The organism is Aminobacter sp. MDW-2 (assembly GCF_014250155.1).
Taxonomy (GTDB): domain Bacteria; phylum Pseudomonadota; class Alphaproteobacteria; order Rhizobiales; family Rhizobiaceae; genus Aminobacter; species Aminobacter ciceronei.
The window spans coordinates 2,099,869-2,120,989 of sequence record NZ_CP060197.1 but is presented as its reverse complement, the minus strand read 5'-3'; the positions used below and the strand labels follow the sequence as shown (position 1 = coordinate 2,120,989).

The 21,121-nt window shown below is 64.2% G+C and carries 19 protein-coding genes; 10 read left to right on the top strand and 9 right to left on the bottom strand.

Annotated features, from left to right (window positions below; genetic code table 11):
* The first annotated feature begins 10 nt into the window (after positions 1-10).
* The 3 genes from H5P29_RS10365 (at position 11) to H5P29_RS10355 (ending at position 4,196) form a co-directional block, all read left to right on the top strand.
* Positions 11-1,399 (top strand): glutamine synthetase family protein, encoded by a 1,389-nt coding sequence (locus H5P29_RS10365; RefSeq protein ID WP_154386417.1) that lies wholly within the window; start codon positions 11-13, stop codon positions 1,397-1,399.
* A 110-nt stretch (positions 1,400-1,509) separates the two neighbouring features.
* Positions 1,510-2,748 (top strand): putative DNA modification/repair radical SAM protein, encoded by a 1,239-nt coding sequence (locus tag H5P29_RS10360; protein WP_067958070.1) that lies wholly within the window; start codon positions 1,510-1,512, stop codon positions 2,746-2,748.
* Positions 2,745-4,196 (top strand): UdgX family uracil-DNA binding protein, encoded by a 1,452-nt coding sequence (locus tag H5P29_RS10355; protein ID WP_067958068.1) that lies wholly within the window; start codon positions 2,745-2,747, stop codon positions 4,194-4,196. Before H5P29_RS10360 ends, H5P29_RS10355 begins: the two co-directional genes overlap by 4 nt.
* A 44-nt stretch (positions 4,197-4,240) precedes the next feature.
* Here the strand turns inward: H5P29_RS10355 and H5P29_RS10350 are convergent, their stop codons facing one another.
* From H5P29_RS10350 to H5P29_RS10335, 4 genes are all read right to left on the bottom strand, one after another.
* The gene (locus H5P29_RS10350) at positions 4,241-5,506 is read right to left on the bottom strand and encodes a glycerate kinase (RefSeq protein WP_067958066.1); all 1,266 of its coding nucleotides are present in this window, start codon (positions 5,504-5,506) and stop codon (positions 4,241-4,243) included.
* Between the two features lie 18 nt (positions 5,507-5,524).
* Positions 5,525-6,031, bottom strand: coding sequence for a heme-degrading domain-containing protein (locus H5P29_RS10345; protein ID WP_067958063.1), 507 nt, complete (start codon positions 6,029-6,031; stop codon positions 5,525-5,527).
* A gap of 57 nt (positions 6,032-6,088) precedes the next feature.
* Positions 6,089-7,405, bottom strand: a complete 1,317-nt coding sequence (guaD, locus tag H5P29_RS10340; protein WP_067958060.1) for a guanine deaminase — start codon at positions 7,403-7,405, stop codon at positions 6,089-6,091.
* Between the two features lie 110 nt (positions 7,406-7,515).
* The gene (locus H5P29_RS10335) at positions 7,516-8,736 is read right to left on the bottom strand and encodes a urate hydroxylase PuuD (RefSeq protein WP_067958057.1); all 1,221 of its coding nucleotides are present in this window, start codon (positions 8,734-8,736) and stop codon (positions 7,516-7,518) included.
* Between the two features lie 147 nt (positions 8,737-8,883).
* Here H5P29_RS10335 and H5P29_RS10330 point away from each other — a divergent pair, with 147 nt between their 5' ends.
* Positions 8,884-9,804 carry a LysR family transcriptional regulator gene (locus H5P29_RS10330; protein ID WP_067958054.1) on the top strand — a complete coding sequence of 307 codons (921 nt, stop codon included), beginning with the start codon at positions 8,884-8,886 and terminating at the stop codon, positions 9,802-9,804.
* A gap of 27 nt (positions 9,805-9,831) precedes the next feature.
* On the opposite strand, the gene H5P29_RS10325 is transcribed toward H5P29_RS10330, so the two are convergent.
* The gene (locus H5P29_RS10325; protein ID WP_185910324.1) at positions 9,832-11,175 is read right to left on the bottom strand and encodes a serine hydrolase; all 1,344 of its coding nucleotides are present in this window, start codon (positions 11,173-11,175) and stop codon (positions 9,832-9,834) included.
* A gap of 107 nt (positions 11,176-11,282) precedes the next feature.
* On the opposite strand from H5P29_RS10325, the gene H5P29_RS10320 reads away from it, so the two are divergent.
* Together H5P29_RS10320 and dps are read left to right on the top strand one after the other, a co-directional pair.
* Positions 11,283-11,798 (top strand): helix-turn-helix domain-containing protein, encoded by a 516-nt coding sequence (locus H5P29_RS10320; protein ID WP_067958048.1) that lies wholly within the window; start codon positions 11,283-11,285, stop codon positions 11,796-11,798.
* A 107-nt stretch (positions 11,799-11,905) separates the two neighbouring features.
* A complete protein-coding gene (gene dps / locus H5P29_RS10315; RefSeq protein ID WP_246787037.1) occupies positions 11,906-12,394 on the top strand; it encodes a DNA starvation/stationary phase protection protein Dps in 489 nt (162 codons plus the stop codon).
* 27 nt (positions 12,395-12,421) lie between these two features.
* On the opposite strand, the gene xdhC is transcribed toward dps, so the two are convergent.
* Genes xdhC through uraH form a run of 4 tightly spaced genes read right to left on the bottom strand, consistent with a single transcriptional unit; the run spans position 12,422 to position 17,521 of the window.
* A complete protein-coding gene (gene xdhC, locus H5P29_RS10310; RefSeq protein WP_067958042.1) occupies positions 12,422-13,312 on the bottom strand; it encodes a xanthine dehydrogenase accessory protein XdhC in 891 nt (296 codons plus the stop codon).
* On the bottom strand, positions 13,309-15,669 hold the full coding sequence (xdhB, locus tag H5P29_RS10305; RefSeq protein WP_154386414.1) for a xanthine dehydrogenase molybdopterin binding subunit: 2,361 nt from the start codon (positions 15,667-15,669) through the stop codon (positions 13,309-13,311). Before xdhB ends, xdhC begins: the two co-directional genes overlap by 4 nt.
* Before the next feature lies 1 nt (position 15,670).
* Positions 15,671-17,152 (bottom strand): xanthine dehydrogenase small subunit, encoded by a 1,482-nt coding sequence (gene xdhA, locus H5P29_RS10300; protein ID WP_067958035.1) that lies wholly within the window; start codon positions 17,150-17,152, stop codon positions 15,671-15,673.
* Positions 17,153-17,155: 3 nt separating this feature from the next.
* Positions 17,156-17,521 carry a hydroxyisourate hydrolase gene (gene uraH, locus H5P29_RS10295; protein ID WP_154386413.1) on the bottom strand — a complete coding sequence of 122 codons (366 nt, stop codon included), beginning with the start codon at positions 17,519-17,521 and terminating at the stop codon, positions 17,156-17,158.
* A 180-nt stretch (positions 17,522-17,701) separates the two neighbouring features.
* On the opposite strand from uraH, the gene puuE reads away from it, so the two are divergent.
* The 4 genes from puuE to H5P29_RS10275 are packed head-to-tail and all read left to right on the top strand — an operon-like array spanning position 17,702 to position 21,119.
* Positions 17,702-19,135, top strand: a complete 1,434-nt coding sequence (gene puuE / locus H5P29_RS10290; RefSeq protein WP_154386412.1) for an allantoinase PuuE — start codon at positions 17,702-17,704, stop codon at positions 19,133-19,135.
* A 17-nt stretch (positions 19,136-19,152) separates the two neighbouring features.
* The gene (locus H5P29_RS10285) at positions 19,153-19,998 is read left to right on the top strand and encodes a bifunctional allantoicase/(S)-ureidoglycine aminohydrolase (protein ID WP_154386411.1); all 846 of its coding nucleotides are present in this window, start codon (positions 19,153-19,155) and stop codon (positions 19,996-19,998) included.
* 23 nt (positions 19,999-20,021) lie between these two features.
* Positions 20,022-20,522: an ureidoglycolate lyase gene (locus H5P29_RS10280; RefSeq protein WP_154386427.1), complete on the top strand. Its 501-nt coding sequence runs from the start codon at positions 20,022-20,024 to the stop codon at positions 20,520-20,522.
* 3 nt (positions 20,523-20,525) lie between these two features.
* The gene (locus H5P29_RS10275; RefSeq protein WP_154386410.1) at positions 20,526-21,119 is read left to right on the top strand and encodes a nucleoside deaminase; all 594 of its coding nucleotides are present in this window, start codon (positions 20,526-20,528) and stop codon (positions 21,117-21,119) included.
* The last annotated feature ends 2 nt before the right edge of the window (positions 21,120-21,121 follow it).

The window sequence follows — 21,121 nt, the reverse complement described above, 5'->3', positions numbered from 1 at the left end:
GAGTGACATCATGACATCATCTTCCGGCTCGACCGTCGACGAAGCGAGAGCCTTCCTCGACGCGAACCCCGACATCGAAGCCTTCGATATCGTGCTGACGGACGCCAATGGCGTCGGCCGCGGCAAGATCATCCGCCGCCACGAACTGATGGGACTTTACGAAGGCGGGCGCCACCTGCCCATCTCCATCCTCGGCCTCGACATCACTGGCGAGGACGTCCACGAGACCGGGCTGATCTGGGATTCCGGCGATGGCGACCTCCGCGCCTGGCCGATACCTGGCACGCTGAAGCCTTTGCATGGCACCAGCCCCGCCCGCGGCCAGGTGCTGATGTCGATGTTCCATCTCGACGGCGCGCCAATGACTTCGGACCCTCGGCTTGCGCTGAAGCGACAGGTCGACAGGCTGGCTGAAAAGGGCCTCTATCCTGCCGGCGCCTTCGAGCTCGAGTTCTTCCTGCTCGCCAACGAGCGCGACAGCGACGGCAAGGTCCAGCCGGCCCGCGCCGTGCTCGATGGCCGCGCCTCCGGCAAGACCGAGGTCTATTCGGTCGATCACCTGCATGGCATGGAGCCGCTGTTCTCCGACATCTATGCCGCCGCAAAAGTGCAAGGCATCCCGGCCGAGACCGTGATCTCGGAATATGCGCCGGGTCAGTACGAACTCACCTTGCGCTACCGCAAGGACGTGATGCAGGCCGCCGACGACCTGTTGATGCTGAAGCGCCTGGTGCGTGCCCAGGCCCGCCGCCATGGCGTCACTGCCTGCTTCATGGCCAAGCCGATCGAGAAATATGCCGGTTCGGGCATGCATTTTCACGTCTCTCTGCTCGACAGCGACGGCAACAACGTCTTCACCGAGGCCGCGGAAGGCACCTGGGAGCCGAAGCTGCTGCATGCGCTCGGCGGCCTCGCCGAGACGATGGCGGAATCGATGCTGGTGTTTGCGCCGCATGCCAACTCGTGGCGTCGCTTCGTCTCCCAGTCCTACGCACCGGTGGCCCCCACCTGGGGCGTCAACAACCGCTCGGTGGCGCTGCGCGTACCGGCGGGCGACGCCAGGAACCGCCGCATCGAGCACCGTCCCTCCGGCGTCGACGCCAACCCCTATCTCGTCGCCGCGACCATCCTCGCCGGCATCTCGAAGGGGCTGGAGGAGCAGCTCGATCCTGGCCCGGAAACGTCTGGCAACGGCTACGAACAGGCCGAAGTTACTGAAAGCGTGATGCCACCGGACTGGCGCTCGGCGATCGAGGCGGCGAAAGCGTCGGAGTTTCTCCGTGAGGCGCTGGGCCACGACCTGCACCGCACGTTTACGGCGATCAAGGAAAGCGAATATTTCCGCGTCGCGCGCACGGTGAGCGAGCTCGACTACCACCTTTATCTGCACGAGGTGTGATCCCCGGGATGGCGGTTGATCCGCCATCCACTCCCGACGCGTCGTTCACAATTTGCCGCATCACAGCGAACCCTCTGGCCTTGGCAGCAAAAAGAACATAGCATGAACAAATGGCAGTTCTTTCAACCCGCGAGAAACTCGCGATCCTTTCCGACGCCGCGAAGTATGACGCTTCCTGCGCCTCGTCAGGCGCCGGCGGGCGCGACTCGCTCAAGTCTGGCGGCATCGGCTCGACCGAGGGCATGGGCATCTGCCACTCCTACGCTCCCGACGGCCGCTGCATCTCGCTGCTCAAGATCCTGCTGACCAATTTCTGCATCTACGACTGCAGCTACTGCATCAACCGCTCGTCCTCCAATGTCCGCCGCGCCCGCTTCACGGTCGACGAAGTGGTGCGGCTGACCATGGATTTTTACAAGCGCAATTACATCGAGGGATTGTTCCTCTCGTCAGGCGTCATTCGCTCGCCCGACGAGACCATGACAGAGATGGTGGAGGTGGCGCGGCGGCTGAGGCTCGACGAGAAATTCGCAGGCTACATCCATCTCAAGACCATCCCCGAGGCGTCTGCCGAGCTGATCGAGAAGGCAGGCCTCTATGCCGATCGCCTGTCGATAAATGTCGAACTGCCGACCGATGAGGGCGTGAAGAGGCTGGCGCCGGAAAAACGGCCGGAGACGATCCGCGTCTCGATGGCAAAGCTACGTTCGAAGATCGAGGAGAAGGCGGAGCCGACGCTGAGGACGAAGACTCGCGAGCGTTTTGCACCGGGCGGGCAGTCGACGCAGATGATCGTCGGCGCCGACGCCACTTCAGACGCCCGCATCCTCAAGACCAGCGCCCGGCTCTATGGCAGCTACCAGTTGCGCCGCGTCTACTATTCGGCCTTCAGCCCGATCCCCGACGCCTCTTCTGCCCTGCCCCTGAGGAAGCCGCCGCTGATGCGCGAACACCGGCTCTACCAGGCAGATTGGCTGATGCGCTTCTACGGCTTTGAACAGGGCGAGATCCTCGACGGCACGCCTGACGGCATGCTCGACCTGGAGATCGACCCCAAGCTCGCCTGGGCGCTGCGCAACCGCGCCTCCTTTCCCCTCGACGTCAACCGCGCCGACAAGGAGAGGCTGCTGCGCATCCCGGGCCTCGGCACGCGCGCAGTGGAGCGTATCCTGGAGACCCGCCGCTTCAAGCGGTTGCGGCTCGAGGACGTTGGCCGTCTTTGCCAATCCATCACCAAGGTCCGCCCGTTCATCGTCGCCGACGGCTGGTCGCCGGGCGCCGCCACCGACGCTGCACGGCTGCGCGAGGCGATTGCGCCGAAGCCGCGGCAGCTCGAGCTGTTCCGATGACCGGCCAACCCGCCTTCCCACTGGCCGCCTACGCCGTGCATCTCGCCGGCCCGACCGACTTCGACGGCTGGCGCGATGCGGCACGCAGGCTGAGCACCAACGAGGTGAAGCCCGAGGACATCGAATGGCATGTCGGTGGCGAAGGGGACGAGCTGCCGGCGCCGACCCCGGGCGTCGAACTCAGGGTCTCCCGACATTTCATCGAGCGCGCGGCCATCGTCACCTGCCATTCCGACAGCGAACGTTTCGCACTGCTCTATCGGCTGCTGTGGCGGCAGCGTAGCGAGCCTCATTTGCTCCGCATCGCCTCCGACCCCGACGTGCGCCGCTTCGAGGCGATGGAAAAGTCGGTCAGGCGCGACGAGCACAAGATGCATGCCTTCGTCCGTTTCCGGAAGATCGGCGACGGTGACGAAGAGCGCTTCGTCGCCTGGTTCGAGCCTGACCACTTCATCCTCGAATTGGCAGCACCGTTCTTCGTGCGTCGCTTTACCCGCATGCACTGGGCGATCCTGACGCCACACGGCTCGGCTGAATGGGACCGCGAAAGACTGGCGCTAGGCCCCGGCGCTTCGAAGGATGATGCGCCCGCTGCCGACCAGTCGGAGGAGATGTGGCGGACCTATTTCGCCAACATCTTCAATCCCGCCCGCCTCAAGGTGAAGGCGATGCAGGCGGAGATGCCCAAGAAGTATTGGCGGAACCTTCCCGAGGCGTCGCTCATTCCGGAGCTGATATCAGGCGCCGACGCGGCTGCCCGGGAGATGATCGCGAGGATGCCGACGATGCCCGCAGCGCATCACCAGGCGATACAAGCCAGACACTGGCCGGCTTTGGAGCCGTCGCCGGAGACAGAGGCGCATTCGATCGACGCTCTGCGCCAGCAAGCAAGCCAGTGCCGGCGCTGTCCGCTGTGGAGCGAGGCGACGCAGACGGTGTTCGGCGAGGGTTCTGACAATGCCGAACTGGTGTTTGTCGGCGAGCAGCCCGGTGACCAGGAGGACCTGCAGGGCCGGCCATTCGTCGGCCCGGCCGGCAAGATCTTCGACGCGGTGCTCGGCGAAGCCGGCATCGAGCGGACGGCAGTCTACGTCACCAATGCCGTCAAGCACTTCAAGTTCGAACCGCGCGGCAAGCGTCGCATCCACAGCAAGCCCAATGCCGGCGAGGTGCAGGCTTGCCGCTGGTGGCTGGCGCAGGAGGTGACGCTGCTAAAGCCGAAGCTGATGGTGGCGCTCGGCGCGACCGCGGCCCAGTCGCTGCTGGAGGCGCCGGTGGCGATCACCAAACAGCGCGGGCAGACCATCAAACGCGACGACGGCCTCGCCGTTTTCCTGACGATCCACCCGTCCTACATCCTGCGCATCCGCGACCCGCAGGAGGCGGCAGCCGAGCGCGCCCGCTTCGTCGCCGACATCAGGACGGTGCGCGCGATGATGGCCGGCTAACGCAAGGCCAAGACCCGTCCCACCCGGCAAAAGGCGTATGCCAGCTACCGGATCAGGATCGCCCTGAGGTCGTTGACGTTGGTGCCGGTCGGCCCGGGGACGAAAAGATCGCCCACCGAGTTGAACGCCGTCCAGGCATTGTTGCCGGCCAGCATCGCCTTGGCGTCGACGCTGGCAGCATGCATGCGCGAAACAGTGGAGCCGTCGGCAAAGGCGCCGGCATTGTCCTCGGAACCGTCGATGCCGTCGGTATCGGCGGCCAGCGCGTCGATGCCCTGGAGGCCGTCGATGCCGATGGCGAAGGCAAGCAGGAACTCGCTGTTGCGGCCTCCCTTGCCCTTGGCCCTAAGGGTCACCGTGGTCTCGCCGCCGGACAGGATCAGCACCGGCTTGTTGAACGGCCGGTTGCGGGTCGCGACTTCGCGGGCGATGGCCGCATGCACGCCACCGACCTCGCGTGCCTCGCCCTCGATGGCGTCGGAGAGGATAACGGTCTCAACGCCCTGCTTGCGCGCGGCTTCGGCGGCAGCGTCGAGCGACACGGCGGCAGAGGCGATGACATGCACCTCGTTGCGGGCGAAGCGCGGGTCGGTCGGCTGCGGCGCGTCGGCGGCAGCCGAGTTGATGTGGGCGATGACATTGGCGGGCAGCGCGATGCGGTAGGTTTCGATCAGGCGCAGCGCATCGGCGCGCGACGTCTCATCAGGCACCGTCGGACCCGAGGCTACCAAAGCCGGATTGTCGCCGGGAATGTCGGACACGACAAGCGAGACGACGCGGGCGGGATGCGCCGCTGCAGCCAGCCGGCCGCCCTTGATGCCTGAAATGTGCTTGCGAATGGTGTTCATCGCCGAGATCGGCGCGCCGGAAGCGAGCAGCGCCTCATTGACGGCGATCTCATCGGCAAGGGTCAGGTTCCCCGCCGGCGACGGCAGCAGCGCCGAGCCGCCGCCCGAGATCAAAGCGACGACGAGGTCGTCCTCGGTCAGGCCGGAGATCGTCTGGAGCAGAAGCTTCGCCGCTTCGAGGCCGTTGGCGTCGGGCACCGGGTGCGAGGCCTCGACGATCCTGATGCGCTCGCAAGGGGCGGCAAAGCCGTAGCGGGTGACCACCACGCCCTCCAGCGGTCCGTCCCAGGCTTTTTCGAAAGCGGCCGCCATCTGGGCCGAGCCCTTGCCGGCGCCAATGACAATCGTCCGTCCCTTGGGCTTTGCCGGCAGGTGGCGGCGGATGGTGAGCTCGGGATCGGCGGCCGCCACGGCGGCTTCGAAAACGCTGGTCAGCAACTGCTTCGGGTCGGTCATGGCCATCGGGACGTTCAAACTCTTTCAGCTGTTCGCAACGGGGGGCAAGGCGAGTTCGCGGCTGGGAATGCCGAGATGCTCGGCGACCGCCGCCACCACCACCTCGTGGTCCTGGCGCTCCGGCAGTCCTGAAACGGCAATGGCACCAATGACACCGACGCCCTTGACCTTGATCGGGAAGCCGCCGCCGGCCAGCACATAGTCTTCGATGGGCAAGGCCTCGCCGATCGGGAAGGTACGGTCCTCGCGGGCCTTGGTCAGCACCATGCGGTAGCTGCTGCGGTGGAAAACCTTGACAACATTGATCTTGCGCCGCGCCCATTCGGTGTTGCCACACGTCGAGCCCGGCAGGGCGCAGTAAAACAAGGTCCGGTCCCAAAGCCTGATGTCGACCACGATCGGCAGCTTTTCGGCAACGGCGCGGGCGCGGATGGCCGAGCCGATATCGAAGGCAACCGCCTCGTCGAAGCGCTCAAAGACCAGTCGGTCCTCCTGCTCGGCGATCTTTTTCAGGTCCTCGGCTGCTGCCATCGTCCGTTCCTCCGTCAGACACGGCTCACATGGCAGACGCGAGGCAATGACGCAAGGTCAGGCAGCCTGATCCATCGTCGTCTTGGCGGCTTTGCCTGCGACATAAACTTCCACCACGGCGCGGTCGTCGCCGAGCGTCTGCAGCAGGAACAGCTCCTCGGCCAGCGTGCCGCAGCGCTCCATCCTGAGCCGCATGCCAGGCGTGGCGCGGGCGTTAAGCACCACGAGGTCGGCGTCGGTGCCGACGTCGAGCGTGCCGACCTTGTCTGCTATCGACAGCGCCTCGGCATTGCCGCGCGTCAGTTGCCAGTAGGAAGCCAGCGGGTTCAGCTTCTCGCCGTTGAGCGCAATGACCTTGTAGGCCTCGTCCATGGTGCGCAGCATCGAATAGTTGGTGCCGCCGCCGACGTCGGTGGCGGTGGCGATCCGGAGCGGCCTGTCACGCTTGCGGTAGCGCTGGTAGTCGAACAGGCCCGAGCCAAGGAACAGGTTGGAGGTCGGGCAGAACACGGCGATCGAGCCATGCTCGGAGATCGCGTCGGATTCACGCTCGCCGAGATGGATGCAGTGGCCGAGCAGCGTGCGTTTGCCGAGCAGGCCGTAGTGTTCGTAGACGTCGGTATAGTCGCGCGACCAGGGATAGAGCTCCTGGGTGAAGGCGATCTCGGCGTGGTTTTCCGACAGATGCGTCTGGATGTGCAGGTCGGGATGCTCGCACGCCAGCTGGCCGGCCATCTCCATCTGCTCGGGGGTCGATGTGATGGCGAAGCGCGGCGTAATGGCATAGTGCTGGCGGCCCTTGCCGTGCCATTCCTTGATCAATGCCTTGGTATCGTCATAGCTCGCCTGCGGCGTATCGAGCAGACCGTCGGGGGCATTGCGGTCCATCATCACCTTGCCGGCGATGTTGAGCATGTTGCGCTCATGCGATTCGGCGAAGAACGCCTCGGCCGACTGCTTGTGCACCGAGCAATAGGCGGCAACGGTCGTCGTGCCGTGGCGCACCATCTCGTCGAGGAACAGGCGCGCGATGCGGCGGCCATGCTGGGTGTCGATGAAGCGCGTTTCCTCGGGGAAAGTGTACTTGTTCAGCCATTCCAGCAGCTCGGCGCCATAGGACGCAATGATCTGCATCTGCGGGATATGGACATGCCCATCGATGAAGCCGGGCAGGATCAGATGCGGGCGATGGTCGACGACCTTGGCGTCACCGGCCTGGGCCGCGATCTCCGAATAGGCGCCGACGGCCGCGATCTTGCCGTCGCGCATCAGCACCGCACCATCTTCCTCATAGGCATAGGACGCATGGTCGTCTGCGCTATCGGGCCAGCGCAGGAAGGACAAGGTACGGCCGCGAAGGAGTGTGGTGGTCATGATCGAACTCTACAGGCTTTCTGGCGTGGCCACATCGCGGCCCGTTTTGCCGCGCGTCAAGGTGAGCGCGACGAGCGCGCCTCGAACTTTCAATCCGTAGGTCGCAGGCGCTACTTGCGCGCCTGTTCATACCAGGCGACCAGCAACGCCCGCTCCTCGGGTGTGATCTGGGTCACGTTGGCCGGCGGCATGGCATGGCTGCGGCCAGCCTGCAGGTAAATCTCACGCGCATGCAAGGCGATTGCGTTGTCGGTCTCCAGCACCACGCCCTTCGGCGCATGGTAGACGCCTTCGTAGGACGGCTCGTTGGCGTGGCACATGGCGCAGCGGCCGAGAACCGTGTCACGAACCTTGGGGAACTGGGCTGCGGCAATATAGGGCTCGGTGAGGACGGAGGCGTTCTTGTCCTCGCCGGTCAATACCTTGGGCACGGTCGACAGCCACATGATGACGACGAACAACAGGGCAGCGGCGAGCCAGGTCCAGTGCGGGTTGCCTTCACGCTTGTGCACCGTGTTGAAGTAGTGGCGGATCAAGACGCCGATGATGAAGATGAGCGCGGCGATGATCCAGTTGAACTCGGTACCGAAGGCCAGCGGGTAGTGGTTCGACAGCATCAGGAACACGACCGGCAGGGTCAGGTAGTTGTTGTGCGTCGAGCGCGTCTTGGCGATCTTGCCGTATTTCGGGTCGGGCTTGCGACCGGCGATGAGGTCGGCGACGACGATCTTCTGGTTCGGGATGATGGTGATGAAGACGTTGGCCGACATGATCGTCGCCGTAAAGGCGCCAAGATGCAGGAAGGCGGCGCGGCCGGTGAACAGCTGTGTATAGCCCCAGCTCATGAACACCACGATGACGTAGAGAACGATCATCAAAAGCGTGTCGTGGTCACCGAGTTTCGACTTGCAGAGCTGGTCGTAGATCACCCAGCCGAGGCCGATCGAGGCAAGCGAAATGGCGATGGCGACAGGCGCCGATACGTCGAGCACGTTGCGGTCGATCAGGAACAGCTCGGCGCCGCCGTAATAGACCAGGCAGAGCAGCGTGAAGCCCGACAGCCAGGTGGCGTAGGATTCCCACTTGAACCAGGTCAGGTGCTCCGGCATCTGGGCCGGCGCCACCAGGTATTTCTGGATGTGGTAGAAGCCGCCGCCATGAACCTGCCATTCCTCGCCATGGGCGCCGACCGGCAGGCCGTCATGCTTGCGCAGCCCGAGATCGAGCGCGATGAAGTAGAACGACGAGCCGATCCAGGCCATGGCGGTGATGACATGCAGCCACCGCACGGCGAAGCTCGCCCAGTCCATGAAAAACGCCAAGTCGTACATCCGCCGTCCCTTTTTCGCAGCGTGCCGATCTTACGATGCCCGATGCATTGGGGAAGTGAAAGGATTCGCGATGACTTTCAAAAAAATCTGGAAAATACTAGCGTAGCGCTGCACGGCACAAGCCGGCTATGGAACCATCGGTCTCGCATGGCATATCTCGACAATATCGCGGTCTTCGTTCGCGTCGTGGAACTCGGCAATCTCTCCGCCGCGGGCCGCGACATGCGCATATCGCCGGCGGTCGCCTCCAATCGCATCAAGGAGCTGGAGAAGCACCTCGGCGTGCGCCTGTTCAACCGCACGACGCGCCAGTTGATGCCGACCGAGCACGGCAACGTGTTCTATTCCGGCGCCAAGCAGGTGCTGGAAGCGATCACCGAGGCCGAAGCCGCCGTCTCGGCGCTTTCCGGCCAGCCGCGCGGCACCATCCGCGTCACCGCCCCGCTCGGTCTGGGCCGTCGGCTTGTCGCCTCGGGCATTCCCGAATTCCACGACAAGTATCCCGACATCGAGGTCAGGCTCAGGCTTTCGGACCACAATGTCGATATCCTCAAGGAAGGTCTCGACGTTGCCTTCCGGCTCGGCGTGATCGAGGATTCCAGCCTCAGGATGCGCGGCATCATGGAATGCGAGCGGGTGCTGGTCGCAGCACCCAAATATCTGGAAAAGCGCGGCGAACCGGAAAGCGCCAATGAGCTGATCGGCAAGAAGCATGACTGCCTGATGCTGCGTTATCCCGGCTCACGCGAATATTTCTGGACGTTGGAGACGCCCAACGGGCCGACCAAGTTCGAGGTCCACGGCCCGTTCGATTCCGACGACGGCGACGTGCTGACCGGCTGGGCGCTGGCCGGGCGTGGCATCATCAACAAGCCGCGCTTCGAGGTCGAGCCCTTCATCCGCGACCAGCGGCTGAAGATCATCCTGCCGCAGACGCCGCCGACGCCGGTGCAGTTTGCCGCCGTCTATCCGCACAAGAAGCTGCAGGACCCGAAGGTCCGGCTGCTGCTCGACTTCATGGCGGAGCGCTGCCACAAGCTGATCAAGGATATCCTTGCTGGCAAGTGAGGCGGGCGAAGACGTTAGGCCGGCACCTCATCCCTCGATCGCCTGGTAGGCCGAGGTCCAGAAGTCGACATAGTGCTTGGGCGCCTCGGGCGAGTCCATCAGCTTCTGGGACAGCAGGATGCCGGCAAAGTCATTGGCCGGGTCGGCATAGGCAGAGGTGCCATAGCCGCCGTCCCAGCCGAACCTTCCCGGCGTCGTAAAGAGATTGTCGCGCTTGAGCGCCACCGACATGCCGAGCCCCCAGCCGGAATTGCCGTTGAAGAACATCGCAGCGCTCGCCTTCTGCTCGTCGGTGAGCTGGTCTGACGTCATCAGCTCGACCGAGGCGCGCGACAGGATGCGCTGGCTGCCAAGCTTGCCCTTGCCGAGCATCATGCGTTGGAAGGCGAGATAGTCGTCAGCCGTAGAGACAAGCCCGCCGCCACCGGATTCGAAAATGGCCGGCCTGGCGAACAGCCCGCCCTTGGCCTCGTCATAGACGCCGAGCTTGCCGCTCTGGAAATCCCTGGAATATGCGGTAGCAAGCCTGTCGACCTTCTCGGCCGGCACATGGAAGCCGGTGTCCTTCATGCCGAGCGGGCCGAAGATGCGCTCTTGCATGAAGGCGGACAGCGGCTGACCAGCCGCGCGCGCAACAAGCACGCCGGCGACGTCGAGGCCGGTGTGGTAGAGCCAACCCTTACCCGGCTGATGCGCGAGCGGTAGGGAACCGACGGCCTTCATGAAGGCATCGGGCGAGCCGCGGTACAGGTCGGCACTTGGCGCGATGCCGGCTTCGGCCATCGCATGCTGCACCGGATAGGCGAAGGGATAGACCATGATCGCGCCGACGCCGAAGCGCAGGGTGAGCAGGTCGCGCAGCGTGATCGGCCGGCTGGCCGGAACGGTGTCGGTGAGCTGGCCGTCGATGGCGTTGAGCACCTTGCGGTGGGCAAGCTCGGGCAGCCATCTGTCGACCGGGTCGTCGAGGCGCAGCCTGGATTCCTCGGCCAGGATCATTGCCGCGACCGCGGTGACCGGCTTGGTCAACGAGGCGATGCGAAAGATGCTGTCGCGGCGCATCGGCGCCGTACCGCCGAGCGCAAGCGCACCCGCTGCCTCGACATGGGTCTCGCCGCCGCGACTGACCGCCCAGACGAGGCCCGGCACGTCGCCGCTTTCGACATGGCCCGCCATGACCTTGTGCATCCGCTCGAGGCGGTCGGTTGCGAACTTGCCTGTCATTATCGTCGTGCTCCCTGATCCTGTTGTCGTCGCGCTTGCCGCGACTGACTGTTCCTGCTGCGCCGATGCCGGCGCGGGCAGCAGCAGCGCGGAAAGGGCTGCGCCCTTCATCATCGTGCGGCGGTCCATTCCTGAAATGCCGTTCATGTCTTCCTCGCTGGCCGAAAGAGATCCAAACTGATTGCATTTACTAACTGGTTGTAAAATAGGCAGACTGATTTTATATTGCAACTGGTTTTTTGGAGACACTTTGCATGAACCAGCAGCATCGGTCGGGCTGTCCGATCAACCTCACCCTCGAGGTGGTCGGCGACAAATGGAGCCTCATCGTTCTGCGTGACATGATGTTCGGCAATCGCCGGCACTTTCGCGAGTTGCTGACGCAGTCTGAGGAAGGCATCGCCTCCAACATACTCGCCGACCGGCTGCGTCGGCTGCTCGACGACGGGCTGATCAGCAAGGCCGACGATCCCAGCCACAAGCAGAAGGCGATCTACTCCCTGACCGAGATGGCGATAGAGTTGCTGCCGGTCTTCGCCCAGATCGCCGCCTGGGGCCGCAAATGGCTGCCGGTCAGCGAAGAGCTCAGCATCCGCGCCGAACTGCTGGAAAAGGGTGGGCCTGAGATGTGGGAGCGCTTCATGGAGGAGCTGCGCACCGACCATCTCGGCGAGCCGCTGTCGGAGGCAGCGCAAAAAAGGCTTCCCGTGCGCCTGGAACTGCAGGCGGCCTATCTCGAAGTCGTCGCCCGTAACGCCGGATCAGCTTGATTTTCCACTGGGCCAGCCCGGAACCGAACTGTCATATGGCTGTTGTAGCCTGCGTGAGCCGCCTGCCAGCCGCCGGGCGGCGCGACCAGCCATCAAGGAGCAGGCACGTGATTTCCCATCCGACGCGCAACGATCTCAAATCCAACGCCAAGGAGGTTTCGATCGAGCTTCTCAACGCCCGGCTCGCCGATGCGATCGACCTGGCGCTGATCACCAAGCAGGCGCACTGGAACGTCAAGGGGCCGCACTTCATCGCCATCCACGAGATGCTGGACGGCTTCCGCAAGGATTTGGACGAACACGTCGACACCATCGCCGAACGCGTCGCCCAGCTCGGCGGTGCCGCCCTAGGCACCTCGCAGGTCGTCGTCGAGGCCAGCAAGCTGAAGCCCTATCCGACCGACATCTCCAAGACCAAGGATCATATCGCAGCTCTGATCGACCGCTATGCCGACGCCGCGAAAAGCGTGCGCACGGCCATCGACGAGACTGGAGAGGCCGGCGACGCCGATACCGCCGATATCTTCACTGCCTATTCGCGCACACTCGACAAGTCGCTGTGGTTCCTCGAAGCCCACATCCAGGAAAGCGAATAGCCGCCAGCCTCGTTGCCGCCACGCCGGTCAGTTCGCCCTGACAAGCGCGGTCATGATCTCGGCTGCGGCGAGCGCCGCAATGACGGCGGGACGCTTGTCTTTCACCGCGTCACCGCCGATCGGACAGATCAGCCCCGCGAACTGTTCGTCGCTGCCACCTGCGGTCTTGAGAAACCAGCTCCTGAACGTCGCCTTCTTGGTCTTGGAGCCGATCATGCCGACATAACAGGTGTCATCGCGCTTCAATGCCTCGGCGACGATCAGGAAGTCGAGCGCGTGGTCGTGGGTCAGAACGACGAAGGCCGAGCCTGAGGGGGCTTCGCGAACCATCTCTTCCGGCATCGGCGTCAGCCGCGTGACGACATTGTCGGGCATGCCTTCGAGCGCGTCGGCGCGGGTCTCGACGACGACGACGTTGAGCGGCAGGAGCGCGAAGGCCGATGCCAATGCCTGCCCGACATGGCCGCCGCCGAAGACATAGACATGCGGACGTCCCGCGTCGGATGCCTCGGCGCCGGCCAGCAGATCGGCGCGCATCGCTTCGTCGACGTTCCTGACGGCAACCTCGACGCGGCCGCCGCAGCACTGGCCGATCTCCGGCCCGAGTGGAATGTCGAGCGTAAGGCTGTCTTTGGTTTCACTGGTATGGTCGAGATAGCGCGCCGGGACGGGATCGCCGGTGACGTGCTCCATGACCGTGCTGCGCTTGGACGAACCGGCCAGCATGGCACGCGCGGTATCGATCGCCATGAATTCCAGCTGACCGCCGCCGATGGTGCCGAAGATGCGCTGCGGCGACACCAGCATCCACGCGCCTTTTTCGCGCGGGGTCGAGCCCCTGGCCTCGGCCACCTCGACCAGTGCCACCGAAGGCGCTGCGTCAAGGAAGGCCCGGAGGCTCTTGGCGGTCGCGGTCACTTGGCCTGGGCCGCCTCGGCCCGGAGGCGTTCGATCGCCATCAGCACGCGCTCGGGCGTCGCCGGAGCGTCGAGGCGCGGACAGATCTTGTGGTCGGCGACACTTGCCACCGCATCCGACAGCGCATGCAGCACTGCCATGCCATGCGGCAGCGGCGGCTCGCCGACGGCCTTCGAACGATGGATCGTCGGCTCATAAGCCTCGGACCAGTCCGTCAGCGCGACGTTGAAGACTTTGGGCCGGTCGGAAGCGAGCGGGATCTTGTAGGTCGACGGCGCATGCGTGCGCAGCCGACCCTTGCCATCCCACCACAACTCTTCGGTGGTCAACCAGCCCATGCCCTGGATGAAGCCGCCCTCGACCTGGCCGATATCGATGGCCCGGTTCAACGAACGACCGGTGTCATGCAGGATGTCGGCGCGCTCGACAACATATTCGCCGGTCAAAACGTCGACCGATACCTCGGCGCAGGCCGCGCCATAGGCGTAGTAGTAGAAGGCATGGCCCCTGCCCTTGCTGCGGTCCCAATGGATCTTCGGCGTCTTGTAGTGGCCGGCGGCCGACAGCTGGATGCGGTTGAGATAGGCCTGCTTGACCAGGTCGTTGAAGGCAATCTCCTGATTGCCGACGCGCACGCGGTTGGGCAGGAACACCACCTGGTCGGCCGGCACCTGGTATTTCTCGGCGGCGAAGTCGGTCAGCCGCTTGCGGATCTGCCGCGCCGCATCCTGGGCCGCCATGCCGTTGAGGTCCGCGCCCGACGATGCTGCCGTGGGTGCGGTGTTGGGCACCTTGGCCGTGGTGGTCGCGGTGATCTTCACCCGGTCGAGGTCGATCTGGAACTCTTCCGCCACCACCTGCGCCACCTTGAGATGCAGGCCCTGCCCCATCTCGGTACCGCCATGGTTCATGTGCACCGAGCCGTCGGAATAGACATGCACCAGGGCACCAGCCTGGTTTGACTCGGTCTTGGTAAACGAGATGCCGAACTTGACCGGCGTCATCGCCAGGCCGCGCTTGACGAAGCGGCTGTTGGCGTTGAACGCCGCGATTTCGCGGCGGCGGCGGGCATATTGCGCGCTGTCCTCGAGCTCGGCGACGATGCGCTGGATGATGCAGTCCTCGACCTTCTGGTGGTAGGGCGTGAGGTTGCGCTCGCCCGGCGTGCCCATCGGATCGTAGAAATTCAGCTTGCGGATTTCGAGCGAGTCCTTGCCGACGGCAAAGGCGACCTCGTCGATGACGCGCTCGGCACCGACCATGCCCTGCGGGCCGCCGAAGCCGCGAAACGCCGTATTCGACACCGTATTGGTGTAGAGCGGCGCCGACTTGGCATGCACGTTGGGGTAGAAATAGGCGTTGTCGCAGTGAAACAGCGCACGGTCGCCCACCGGACCCGACAGATCGGCCGAGAAGCCGGCATTGAGCGCGAACATGTAGTCGACGCCGAGGATGCGGCCCTCATCGTCGAAGCCGACCTCGTAGTCGATGGCGAAGTCGTGGCGTTTGCCGGTGGCGGTCATGTCCTCGTCACGGTCGAGACGGACCTTGACGGCGCGCTTGTGCTTCTTGGCGGCGATCGCGGCGATCGCAGCACACTGGTTGGCCTGGGTTTCCTTGCCGCCGAAGCCGCCGCCCATGCGCCGCACTTCCACCTGGACTGCATGGCTCGGAACGCCGAGCACATGGGAAACGAGATGCTGGGTCTCGCTCGGTCCCTGCGTCGAGCAATAGACAGTTACCTCGTCGTCCTCGCCGGGCACGGCGAGCGAGACCTGACCTTCGAGATAGAAATGGTCCTGGCCGCCGAGCTTCATCCGCCCCTTCACCCGGCGCGGAGCAGCGGCTATCGCCGCTGCTGCGTCGCCGCGATTGAGCGTCAGCGGCGTCGTCACCTGCTTGTCGTTCTCGGGGTCGAGGTCCCAGATACCAAGGATCGCCGGCAACTCTTCATACTCGATCTTGGCAAGGCGCGCCGCCTGGCGGGCTTGCTCGCGGGTCGTGGCGACGACGGCGAAGATCGGCTGGCCATGGAACTGGACTTTGCCCTCGGCCAGGACCGGGTCGTCATGCATGCCACTCGGCGACACGTCGTTCTCGCCGGGCACGTCGGCATAGGTCAGCACGTCAACGACACCGGGGGCCGCGCGAACAGCCGCGAGGTCGACCGACTTCAGCGTGCCATGGGCGACATTGGACAGGCCGAGGCCGACATGAAGCGTGCCTGCCGGTTCCGGCATGTCGTCGATGTAGATCGCCTCGCCGGCGACGTGCTTGTGGGCGGAGTCGTGGCGCTGGTCGGTGTGGACGCCGCCGGAGATCTTGGCGGCCTTGAGGTTCGGTTGATGCTGGGTCATGTCACGCAGCCTCGTATCTCGACACCGTCAACGGCGCCTTGGTGTCTGTCGTCTCCATGTAGAAACGCAACAGCAGGTTCCTCGCCGCCAGCGCGCGGTATTCGGCGGTGGCGCGCATGTCGGTCAGCGGCGTGAAGTCCTCGGCGTATTTGGCCATAGCTGCCTCCACCGTTGCTTCGGTCCAGGGCTGGCCGACCAGGGCCGCTTCGACCGCGCTGGCGCGCTTCGGGGTCGCCGCCATGCCGCCATAGGCGATGCGGGCTTCGGCGACGGTGCCATCCTTGGCAAGGCTCAGCCAGAAGGCGCCGAGTGTTGCGGTGATGTCCTCGTCCCGGCGCTTGGTGATCTTGTGGACGGCGAAATGGACGCCCTTCGACGGCACCGGCACATGCACGGCCTCGACGAACTCGCCCGGCGCGCGGTCCTGCTTGCCATAGGCGATGAAGAAGTCCTGCAGCGAAATCGTCCGCCGTGTCTTGCCCTTGCGCAGCGTGAGCGTCGCGCCCAACGCGATCAAGGGCGGCGGCGTGTCGCCGATCGGCGAGCCATTGGCGATGTTGCCGCCAATGGTGCCCATGTTGCGCACCTGCTCGCCGCCGATGCGGTCGATCAGCGGGCCAAGCGCCGGAATGTGCTTCGACAGCGTCTCGAAGGCTTCGGTATAGGTGACGCCGGCGCCGATCGTGATGACGCCCCTGTCATGTGACAGGCCCTGCAGGCCCTCGATGTTGGCGATGAAGACGACGGGCGCGATCTTGCGCATATGCTTGGTGACCCAGAGGCCGACATCGGTCGAGCCGGCGACCACGGTCGCTGTCGGCTCTGCTTCGAGCACGGCGGCGAGATCGTCGACAGTTGCCGGGATGACGAAGCGGTCCTTGCCTTCCCCGACCTCGACGCGGACGCCGTCGCGGAAGGCTTCGAGCCGTGCGGTGATCGCCTTGCGCTCGACCAGCAGCGGATCCTTGGCGACCTTGCCATAGTCGGAAATGGCGCGTGCTGCGCGCATGATCGCCTCGTAGCCGGTGCAGCGGCAGAGATTGCCCTGCAGCGACTTCTCGATCTCGGCGTCGGAAGGCTCCGGCGATTTCATCCACAGGCCATAGAGCGACATGACGAAGCCAGGCGTGCAGAACCCGCATTGCGAGCCGTGGAAATCGACCATCGCCTGCTGAACGGGGTGCAGCCGGTCGCCGCCGCCGGCGAGATGTTCGACAGTCACGACATGGCAGCCGTCGAGCGAGCCCATGAAGCGAATGCAGGCATTGACGCTTTCATAGGTGAGCTTGCCGCCGGAGAGCCGGCCGACCAGCACCGTGCAGGCGCCGCAGTCGCCTTCGGCGCAGCCCTCCTTGGTGCCGCGCAGCGAACGCTGCAGGCGGAGATAGTCGAGCAGCGTAGCGTCTGGAGCCACGTCGGAAAGCTTGATGTCCTCGCCATTGAGGATGAAGCGGATGTGATTGCGTGTCTTGACCATCGTCATGGCTCAACTGCCCCGATAGGTGGAATAGCCAAAGGGGGAAATCAGCAGCGGCACATGATAATGCGTCGGCTCGGCCATGCCAAAGCGGATCGGCACGATGTCGAGGAAAGCCGGCTTCGGCAGCTCGGTGCCCAGGCCACGGAGATAATCGCCGGCAGCGAAGATCAACTCGTACTCCCCGGCCCGGAACTCGTCGCCGGCCAGAAGCGGCGCATCGCAGCGTCCGTCGGAATTGGTCGCGACCGTCTTCAGCAGCGTGCGTGCGTCGCCGTCGATCCGGAACAGCGAAATCACCAGGCCTTCGGCAGGCTTTCCGGTCGCAGTATCAAGGACATGGGTTGTGAGGCGTCCGCCTTCGGCCTTTGTCATTCGCTCTCCCTATTGGCGCTGAACGCCATCGTCATGGATTTTGCGCCATTTAAGGCCATTGCATAAGGTGCGGTCGAGCAGAGCACTACAAAAAGACTTTCAAAATTTTTCGAGGGAATGTCTGACGCACCTTTCGTTATTCTGCTCAAGTGCCCGGCAAGAATCCGGTTTTGAGGGAACATGCGTTACGTAAGAGATATGCGCGGCTACGGCGCAAACCCACCCCACCCGCAATGGCCTGGCGACGCGAATGTTTGCGTGCAGTTCGTGGTCAACTACGAAGAGGGCGGCGAAAACAACATCCTGCATGGCGACGCCGCTTCGGAAGCGTTCCTGTCGGAGGTGGTCGGCGCGGCACAATGGCCGGGCAAGCGCCACTGGAACATGGAATCGATCTATGAATACGGTGCCCGCGCCGGCTTCTGGCGGCTCCACCGCATGTTCACCGAAGCCAATGTGCCTGTCACCGTCTATGGCGTGGCGACAGCCCTTGCACGTTCGCCCGACCATGTCGCGGCGATGCAGGATGCCGACTGGGAAATCGCCTCGCACGGTCTGCGCTGGATCGACTACCGCGATCACGCCGAGGCCGACGAGCGCGCCGACCTGATCGAAGCCATACGCCTGCACACCGAAGTCGTCGGCGAACGCCCCAAGGGCCTCTATCTCGGCCGCACCTCGGTCTATTCGGTGCGGCTCGCCGCTGCCGAAGGCGGCTTCGATTGGATTTCCGACACCTATGACGACGAGTTGCCCTACTGGCTCGACCATGACGGCCATGGCAACGCGATTTCACCGCAACTGGTCATCCCTTACACGCTCGACGCCAACGACATGCGTTTTGCCACAGCCCAAGGCTTCAATTCGGGCGACCAGTTCTACGCCTATCTCAAGGACAGCTTCGACACGCTCTATCGCGAGGGTGCCGCCGGCCGGCCACGCATGATGAGCATCGGCCTGCACTGCCGCCTCATCGGCCGCCCCGGCCGCGCCGAAGCGCTGCGCCGGTTCATCGAATATGTGCAGGGTCATGACAAGGTCTGGCTGGCCCGCCGCCAGGACATCGCCCAGCATTGGCGCGACACCCACCCCCACCAGCCGCAGGCGCTGCGCCCCTCGCGCATGGGCCGCGACGAGTTCGTCCAGCGCTTCGGCTCGATCTTCGAGCATTCGCCCTGGATCGCCGAACGCGCTTTCGAATTCGAGCTCGGTCCGGCGCACGACAGCGCAGGCGGCCTGCACAACGCACTCTCCCGCGCCTTCCGCTCGGCGAGCGAGTCGGAGCGGCTCGGTGTTTTGACCGCCCACCCCGACCTTGCCGGCAAGTTGGCCCAGGCCAAGCGCCTGACCGAGGAGTCGACGAAGGAGCAGGCCTCCGCCGGTCTCGACGCGCTGACCGACGCCGAGCGCGCCCGCTTCACCGCGCTCAACACCACCTATGTCGAGAAGTTCGGCTTCCCCTTCATCATCGCCGTGCGCGACAATGACAAGGCAAGCATCCTCGAGGCATTCGAGACCCGCATCGCCAACAACCGCGACCAGGAATTCCTGACTGCCTGCAAGCAGGTGGAACGCATCGCCTGGTATCGACTTCACGACCTCCTTCCCCGCTGAGACCCCCGTCAGAAACCATGACAAAACGCTCCTACTACGCGCCGAAAGGCGGCCTGCCTCCCCAGACGGATCTGATCACCGATCGCGCCGTCTTCACCGAAGCCTATGCAGTGATCCCGAAGCGCGAGTTTTCGGACATCGTCACCAGCTTCCTGCCGCACTGGGACAAGGCGCGCGCGTGGGTGATCGCCCGCCCGCTGTCGGGCTTCGCCGAGACCTTCTCGCAATACATCATGGAAGTGCAGCCTGGTGGGGGCAGCGATAGGCCGGAGCCGGACGCGGGCGCCGAGGGCGTGTTCTTCGTCGTCGAAGGCGAAGTGACGGTCACGATTGCGGGCAAGAGCCATGTGCTGACGCCGGGCGGCTATGCCTATTTGCCGCCGGCGAGCGGGTGGACGATGCGTAACACCGGTTCGGAAACCACGCGGTTCCACTGGATCCGCAAAGCCTATGAGTATGTGGACGGCCTCGACACGCCCGATCCACTGTTCCTCAACGAAAACGACATCGCGCCAAACCCGATGCCCGACACCAACGGCGCCTGGGCGACCACACGCTTCGTCGACCCCAACGACCTGCGCCACGACATGCATGTCACTGTGGTCACCTTCGAGCCGGGCGGCATCATTCCCTTCCCCGAAACCCATGTCATGGAGCACGGCCTCTACGTGCTCGAGGGCAAGGCGGTCTACCGGCTGAACAACGACTGGGTCGAGGTCGAGGCTGGCGACTTCATGTGGCTGCGCGCCTTCTGCCCGCAAGCCTGTTATGCCGGCGGTCCCGGCAAGTTCCGCTACCTGCTCTACAAGGACGTCAACCGCCACATGCAGCTCGGCGCATTTAACGCCACGCGCCGCCGCTAAGGACCAAAGCCATGTCGGGTGAGATGAAGCGGATCGTCGCCAAGCCGCTGACGCGGGAGAACTTCGCCGAATTCGGCGAGGTGATCGATACCAACTGCGACACACACTACCCGATCAATGCAGGCAAATGCGAGCGCTACCATGCGCTCGCCCGCGCCGAGGCGTCCGGCCCCGATGGCCACGTCATCATCAACATCTTCAAGGGAACGCCCTACGCATTTCCCTTGAAGCTTTCGATGGTCGAGCGCCACCCGTTCGGCAGCCAGGCGTTCATCCCGCTCACCCCGCGCCCCTACCTCGTCGTCGTCTGCCACGACGTCGGCGACGGCCCGGGTGAGCCGCACGCCTTCATCACCGCACCCGGCCAGGGCGTCAACTATCCCAGCAATCTCTGGCACGGCGTGCTGACGCCGATCGGTGAAAGCCAGGACTTCGTCGTCGTCGACCGCGGCGGCACGGGCCCCAATCTCGAAGAGTTCCATTTCTCACACCCTTACGAAATCACCCTTCCGGAAGGCTTCTGACACATGGCCGAACTCTCCCTCATCGAACGCCTCTTCGACGTCATCGAACACGACATCGTGCCCAAGACCGCCGAAGGCGTGACGAAGGGCAACAAGCTGTTCGGCGCGGCACTGCTTGCCAAGGACGATCGCTCGCTCATCCTCGCCGAGACCAACAACGAACTCGAGAATCCCCTCTGGCATGGCGAGATGCATTGCCTGAAGCGCTTCTACGAGATGCCCAAGGCAACCCGCGCCGACACCAAGGACCTGATCTTCCTGTCGACGCACGAACCCTGCTCGCTGTGCCTGTCGGCCATCACCTGGGCCGGCTTCGACAATTTCTATTATCTCTTCAGCCACGAGGATTCGCGCGACAGCTTCGCCATCCCGCATGACCTCAAGATCCTGAAAGAGGTCTTCACCCTGGAACCAGGCGGCTACAACGCCGAAAACGCCTACTGGAAGAGCTTTTCGCTGCGCAAGCTGGTGCACGAGCTACCCGAGGCCGACCGCAAGCGGCTGGAGGAGCGCGTCGCAACAATCTCCAAGCGCTACGACGAGATGTCGGAGACCTACCAGGAGAGCAAGGCCGACAACGACATCCCGCTGAACTGACG